Origin of the sequence: Pacificibacter sp. (assembly GCF_039769035.1) — a bacterium.
Classification (GTDB): Bacteria; Pseudomonadota; Alphaproteobacteria; order Rhodobacterales; family Rhodobacteraceae; genus Celeribacter.
Window position 1 is genome coordinate 1 of the sequence record NZ_JBDMZG010000085.1, and the last position, 6,699, is coordinate 6,699.

The window sequence follows — 6,699 nt, forward strand, 5'->3', positions numbered from 1 at the left end:
CCGCGTGCTGCATGGCGTGCCCCATCATGGTAGGGGATTTGATGTTATTTAGCGCACCTTTGAAGGCAACCCCAATAGGAGTTCGTGCGGTTGAGACGATAACGGCTTCTCTCATGATTTTTCCTTTTTGGCATCAAAATGTGCGGCAAGTGTCACACCCGAGGTTGCAAGTTGTTCCAGCAAAGGCGCAGGCGTGAACCACATCTCACCATAGGCACCTAGCGACTGCCGATAGTGGGTCATGCGTTCCAAAATCTGACTTAATCCAATCTCGTCAGCATAGTGCATTGGGCCGCCGCGCCAGTTTGGGAAGCCATAGCCATTGACCCAGATCAGGTCGCAATCACCTGGGCGCGTTGCAATTTCCTCTCCAAGGATCAATAAGCCCTCGTTGATCAGGGGGAACAGACAACGCTCAAGGATTTCCTGATCACTGATTTCCCTGCGCTTCACGCCATGCAAGTCCGCCAAATGGGCACTGATTTGAACAATCTCTGGGTCTTCGACCCGTGTCCGCCCCTCGTAGACATAGCTTCCTCGCCCGGTTTTCTGACCCAGTCGGCCTAGTTCAAACAACTTGTCCTGCACAGCCTGGTATGTCGGGTCATGCGCGATTTCACTACGCCGTTCCTGACGCACGCGGGCGCCCACATCGACCCCAGCCAGATCTGCCATCGCGTGAATACCCATGGCCATGCCAAAGGTCTCAAGGACATCATCCACCTGTTTTGGCGTCGCCCCCTCTAGAAGCAGACGGGATCCTTCGCGGAAGTATGGTTCCAGCATCCGGTTTCCAACAAAGCCGTAGCACACGCCAACCGTGACAGAGAGCTTTCGGATCTTCTTTGCGACCGTGATTGCCGTTGCAATGACATCGGGAGCGGTCTTGGCGCCCCGCACCACCTCCAGCAAGCGCATGACGTTGGCCGGGCTAAAGAAATGGAGGCCAATCACATCCTCCGGACGTGACGTGACTGCGGCGATTTCATCAAGATCCAATGTCGATGTGTTTGAGGCCAGTATCGCGCCAGGTTTAGCGTGCCGGTCTAACGCTTCGAAAATCTGGCGTTTGACATTCATGCTTTCAAACGCCGCTTCAATGATCAGGTCGGCCTCTACAAGGTCGCCGTAGCTGAGCGTCCCGGTGGCGTTGGCGGCGATTGTCTCTGCCCGATCGAAACTGAGCCGCCCTTTTTGAGCCGCACGCTGGAAATGCTCCCGGACCTTTTCCAGCCCCTGCTCCAGCGCGCCTTGCGTCGTTTCAAGAAGCGTGACCGGATACCCCGCCTGCAGAAAGGCGATGGCAATGCCGCGTCCCATTGTTCCGGCACCAATCACGGCGACCGATTTAATATCACGTGGTTGGTCCGCACGGGTAACGCCCGGAACCTTGTTGCATTCACGCTCCGCAAAGAACAGATGCCGCCCGGCGCGTGATTGAGGTGTGTCGAGCAGTTCAGCGAAACCTGCCTTCTCTTGTGCCAATCCCTCGGCCAACGGCAATTCGCACGCGGCCTCAATGGATACCAAGCATCGTTCAGGGGCAACAAGGTTTTTGGACCTGTGCGCTATCTGGTCTCGGAAACCCGCGAGATAACCCTTTGGATCGGGGTGTGTGACGGTCATATCCGCGCAACTGCGTTTCGAACCGCTTTCATGACTAACTCGGCTGGCAAAGTCCAAAACATGCTTGTAAAAATCTGGGTCATTCTCAAACAACGCATCAACCAGCCCACAAGACGAGGCGTATTTACCTTTCACGGGATCTCCCAAAAGGATCATCTCCGAGGCCACTTCCAGCCCAACTATCCGAGGTAGTCTTTGTGTGCCCCCCGCACCTGGAAGCAGTCCTAGCTTGATTTCGGGTAGCCCCATCAATGCATCCGGCGTGGCTACACGGTAATCACACGCAAGTGCGATTTCTAGAGCACCTCCCATCGCGGGACCTGCTATCGCGGCGATAATTGGTTTCTTGCTGGTCTCAATCGTTACACACAGGTCTGGCAGATCGGGCTTTTCCCACAAGCGCTCAGTTTGGAACTCTACAATATCAGCTCCTCCGCAAAAGAGTGGCAGATTTGACGTAATAACAATAGCTTTTACATGATCATCACCATCCGCACTTTGTAAGTGTTCAGTTAGTGTTCTACGCATGGTTAAATCGAGTGCATTGATCGGCTTTGACGTCATTGTTATTGTCGCAATGCCATCAACAATTTGGTAATGAGTTATAGCTGTATTTTCGCTCATATCAGTCAGCCCTCACGCGTGCTGCAGTTTTATCAGCAAAGGCTATTAACCTATCATTTGCTTCTGGTTGTGTATTGACGACTCCAGCGACAAAAGCTTCCATATAGGATGCATCAAGAGCAGACATGTTTCGCGTATGAGAAATCGTTGAGCAGATTGCGAAGTTTGAAAGTGAGGGTATTTTTGTAGCGGCTTTTGCAATTTTGATTGCTTTGGTATCGCTATTATTCTCGACAAGGTACTGGCAAAGACCGACCCTTAACGCTTCATTGGCTTTATAGGTGCGCCCTGTCAGCATCATGTCAATCATGCGTGCCCGGCCAATAAGATCGGAAACCCGAATGGTTGCCCCACCGCCTGTAAATAGGCCACGCTGCCCTTCTGGCAAGGCAAAATATGTAGTTTGGTCAGCCACTCGAATATGCGCGGCCGAAGCCAATTCAAGGCCACCACCAACGGTCGCACCTTTCAATGCTGCAATGACAGGTATCCCGCCATATTCAATCTTGTTGAATGCTTCATGCCAACGAAGGCATATTTGCATAAATTCTGAAGCAGAGCGTTGCTCTTTTTGGTGTTCAATCAAATCTAGACCTGCAGAGAAATGCTCTCCTTCTGCTCGTAACACAACAGCCTTGACGCCAAGATTGGGAAGTTCTGAAAAAAATGAAATCAGTTCTTCTATAGTTTCGATATTAAGTGCGTTCCGCTTTTGTGCCCGATTGAGGCTAATAATAGCGATATTTGTGTCTGCTTCGACAATTATATTCTTAAACTTAAATACTGGTAGCTGCATCTGCATATCTGACACTTTCTTGAGTAAAAATGGTTGTATTATTGATCAAAACATCAATTGTTTTGCTCTTTGGCAAGATCTTGTTCGACTTCTATCCAGTCGTCGAAATGAATAACATTGCAGGGTGAATTCACGTTCTCAAGCCATACAAAGATCGAGATGAAAGGCTGGTCATAGACGCGGGTAGCGTGGGGATCGCCCGCTTTGTTCCAAATAAGTGATCCAGCCGAATAATCCTGCCAATCGCGGGTACCAAAACGCCAACCAGATCTTTCGGACAGGTTCAGATAAAGTTCTGGTGCATCATGATTATGATCCCGATACAATGTTCGCGGACCCAGCATAAAAATACCAAGGCTGAAATCAGGATGATGGAACCCACATGCGTTGGCTCCGATCAGCAAAGTATGCAGGTTGCACTTTGTGTATCCCTCTCCCAAATCGGTACCGGGTGGATAAAATTGGGCGTTATCCTCACGCCAGACCAGATCATCTTTGGCCGCTTTCAAACAACCTGCGATTTCGCACAATTCAGGGGCGACTATCCCGGCGATGGCGTTATTCAGAACCTCATCATGCCGGGTTCCTTTGGGAGGTAAGTCAACGATTCTCTCCTCAGACAGGTCCATGGATGCCAGCTTGCCCAACGTTAGATCAACGCCGCGCGTGGCAGCTCTGTGAGCCTGCAGATAGGTGACAATGGATTGTATAAGCGCCTGAATACGGCATTGCTTGTCTGTCATGATTTTAAATCCGAGCGCGTTAAAATATCTTTCCGCATGAGTTTCTTGTCGAGCTTGCCGACGCTGGTTTTAGGTAGGCAGTCGACAAAGATTATCTCGTCTGGAACTGCCCATTTTGAGATCTCGCCTGCGTCAACACGCGACTGGATTTCTTCCATCATATTCAAGCGCACAAGGTTCGGGTTGGAATCTTTTGCAGCTTGAGCAACCAAGACTGGCCTTTCGCCCCATTTCGCGTGCGGCAGCCCGATCGCGGCGACTTCCTCAACGCCGCTACAAGAAGATGCTATGTTTTCCAGTGCCAGTGAGGAAATCCATTCGCCGCCGGTCTTGATTACATCTTTGAGGCGGTCCGTAATCTGCAACGATCCATTCTCGCGGATATACCCAACATCCCCGGTATGCAGATACCCACCATCCCAAAGTTCATCTGAGGCTTCCGCGTTGTCCAGATAACCTTGTGTCAACCAGGGAGCTCGAGCAACAACCTCGCCTGTTGTTTTACCGTCATGCGGAACGTCTTTCATATCCTGAGTCACAACACGAAGGTCGACAAGCGGGCCGGGAAAGCCGGTTTGCGCCCGCACCTCTTGATCGTCGCTGGACAAATTGGCCACTGTCAAAAACGGACAGGTTTCCGACATCCCATATGCCGCATGCAAGGATATACCTGTTGCCGCAGCGCGGTCCTGTAATCCGCGCGGCAAAGCTGCCCCGCCAATGATAACCTTCCATTTACTAAGGTTAATTTGTGTGCAGTTCGGATGGTCGAGCACCATTGATAGAACTGTGGGCACGCAATGGGAAAAGGTGACGCCTTCGGCTGCAATCAGTCCTAAGATTGTGGCAGGGTCATATCGGCCGGGATAGACCTGACGCAGCCCCAGCATCGTTACTGCATATGGAAATCCCCAGCCGTGGACGTGAAACAATGGCGTCAGCGGCATGTAGACGTCGCCACGATGAAATCCTGCATTCCCAGGCCACGCGCCGAAGCCGGCGATCAAGCCCAATGTGTGAAGGACCAACTGTCGATGTGAATAGCTCACCCCTTTGGGTTTGCCGGTGGTCCCAGTCGTATAGAACAGCGTTGCGGTTTGGTTTTCATCGAAGTCCGGAAAGTCAAAGCTATCTGAGGCTCCGCCTATCCACCTTTCATACCCTTCACCGTTACCAATCGTTAAGATGATGATGTCTCGATTGAAGCCCGATTTGATATCATCAATTAGCGTCATAAAATCTTGGTGCACGATGATTAGGTCCGACTGGCTATGGTTGATCGTATAGAGAACTTGGGCAGGAGATAGACGGATGTTTATTGTAAAGAGGGTTGCGCCCATCATCGGGATAGCAAAAAAACACTCAAGATAGCGGTGTGTATCCCAATCCATGACACCAACGCGCATGCCCTCAAGTATCCCTTCAGTCTTTAGAGAATTGGCAAGTTGGCACACACGTTTGCCCAAATCAGCATAGCTTAGCCGCATATCGGTACCGCTGACGATCTCTTGGCAGACCGACGCAATGTTCGATTTAGTCAACAAATGTTTGATCAGCAACGGATAGCCATATGCATTTAGCGAAGGTGAACCAGGTGGCATGAAGGTGAAATCCTTGTTCTTGTTACCTTTCCAATATGGCATTTCTCACTAGGTTGAAGAATTGAAAAAAATTTTTTATCATAAAGAAATTCTAACCAATCATAACACTCCGTTTATTGCATTTCCCTGCAAAAAAAGCTATAAAATCATAAAACCTCGCTTCGTTAACGCGCGTCATCGGATAACTTTACTAAAGGGTAAATAGAGTATTTTTCATCAAGGAGATGCAGTTATGACCACCCACATGCCCACGCTGGTTTCAATGCGCGCTTTTGAGGCGGTGGCGCGTCTCAAGAGTTTCCGAAAAGCCGCTGACGAGATTTGTGTGACCCATGCAGCAGTTAGCCACCAGATCAAGGCATTGGAAACATTTATCGGCGTTAAACTACTGGAACGCACAAGCCGATCGGTCGAGCTAACACCGGCTGGCGAGCAGTATTACCCGCCAGTTCGCGAACACATTCAGGGCATTATCAAAGCCACGCGGCGTATCCAGTCACCTGAGGAACCAGACGTATTGCTTATTCAGTCCTACGCAAGTTTCAACACAATGTGGCTCCAGCCCAGATTGGCTGATTTTCTTCAGGATAATCCGAACACACGCGTGCGTATAGTCTCTACCTTTGAAGAAGGTGATTATGATATGCACCGTTTCGATGTGGGGGTGTTCAATGCACCACCATTTGACAAACGGTTTCACTATAGTCCCTTGTTCGAAACCGATATCTTCCCAGTATGTGCTCCGGAGGCCCTAAACACCGCAAGCGAAGGAATGCTGCTCGAAGAGCTAAGAAATTTCTTGTTATTGAGTGTCCCAAACACATGGAATGAGCCGGATGACTGGGACTGTTGGTTGGATAAGGCAGGCTTAGATCGTAAAACCATGAAATTTGGTTCAATCTTTGATAACTACCCTCTTGTCCGCGAAGCCGTTTTGAATAACCACGGAATAAGCATCTCAAGGGCGCCGTTTTGCTCGCGTGATCTTGAAAGGGGTCGGTTGACCAAACCGTTTGATATTTCGGTGCCAGAGCCAGGCCGCTGGTATTTGGCGACACAAAAAGAACGTGTACCGAACCCAAAGCTCGAAACGTTTGTTGACTGGCTATTTGATCAGATCGAGGCCGACCCAAACATGCGGTTCTTCCGGTCCTGATCTGTTAAATTCCAACTATGCCTGTTAGCGCGTTCCGGATCAACGCCGACCTTCTTGGGGTGTTTTCCAGCCACTCATTTCGTGTGCATGCGCTTCTTAGTTTCACGCACACGTTGCGTCGCCTCAGGGCTGCCATCGTGAAAGCTGCCAAAC

Annotated in this window: 5 protein-coding genes; 1 reads left to right on the top strand and 4 read right to left on the bottom strand. The window is 50.2% G+C overall.

The features are described from left to right. Window positions 1-111 precede the first annotated feature (111 nt). From ABF287_RS08050 to ABF287_RS08065, 4 genes are read right to left on the bottom strand one after another with little or no spacing between them, the layout of a single operon-like run. Window positions 112-2,250 (bottom strand): 3-hydroxyacyl-CoA dehydrogenase NAD-binding domain-containing protein, encoded by a 2,139-nt coding sequence (locus tag ABF287_RS08050; RefSeq protein ID WP_347184493.1) that lies wholly within the window; start codon window positions 2,248-2,250, stop codon window positions 112-114. A 1-nt stretch (window position 2,251) separates the two neighbouring features. After that, window positions 2,252-3,052, bottom strand: a complete 801-nt coding sequence (locus ABF287_RS08055; RefSeq protein ID WP_347184494.1) for a crotonase/enoyl-CoA hydratase family protein — start codon at window positions 3,050-3,052, stop codon at window positions 2,252-2,254. Window positions 3,053-3,099: 47 nt separating this feature from the next. Next, window positions 3,100-3,789: a dimethylsulfonioproprionate lyase family protein gene (locus ABF287_RS08060; protein WP_347184495.1), complete on the bottom strand. Its 690-nt coding sequence runs from the start codon at window positions 3,787-3,789 to the stop codon at window positions 3,100-3,102. Beyond that, entirely contained in the window at window positions 3,786-5,390 is a 1,605-nt protein-coding gene (locus ABF287_RS08065) for a fatty acid--CoA ligase (protein ID WP_347184496.1), read from the bottom strand. The genes ABF287_RS08060 and ABF287_RS08065 overlap by 4 nt, the downstream gene beginning before the upstream one ends. A gap of 232 nt (window positions 5,391-5,622) precedes the next feature. Here ABF287_RS08065 and ABF287_RS08070 point away from each other — a divergent pair, with 232 nt between their 5' ends. Continuing rightward, window positions 5,623-6,546 carry a LysR substrate-binding domain-containing protein gene (locus ABF287_RS08070; RefSeq protein WP_347184497.1) on the top strand — a complete coding sequence of 308 codons (924 nt, stop codon included), beginning with the start codon at window positions 5,623-5,625 and terminating at the stop codon, window positions 6,544-6,546. The last annotated feature ends 153 nt before the right edge of the window (window positions 6,547-6,699 follow it).

Coding starts and splice junctions, on each gene's coding strand:
- ABF287_RS08050 (WP_347184493.1), bottom strand. CDS start 2,250: ATGAGCGAAAATACAGCTATAACTCATTACCAAATTGTTGATGGCATT.
- ABF287_RS08060 (WP_347184495.1), bottom strand. CDS start 3,789: ATGACAGACAAGCAATGCCGTATTCAGGCGCTTATACAATCCATTGTC.
- ABF287_RS08065 (WP_347184496.1), bottom strand. CDS start 5,390: ATGCCACCTGGTTCACCTTCGCTAAATGCATATGGCTATCCGTTGCTG.
- ABF287_RS08070 (WP_347184497.1), top strand. CDS start 5,623: ATGACCACCCACATGCCCACGCTGGTTTCAATGCGCGCTTTTGAGGCG.
- ABF287_RS08055 (WP_347184494.1), bottom strand. CDS start 3,052: ATGCAGATGCAGCTACCAGTATTTAAGTTTAAGAATATAATTGTCGAA.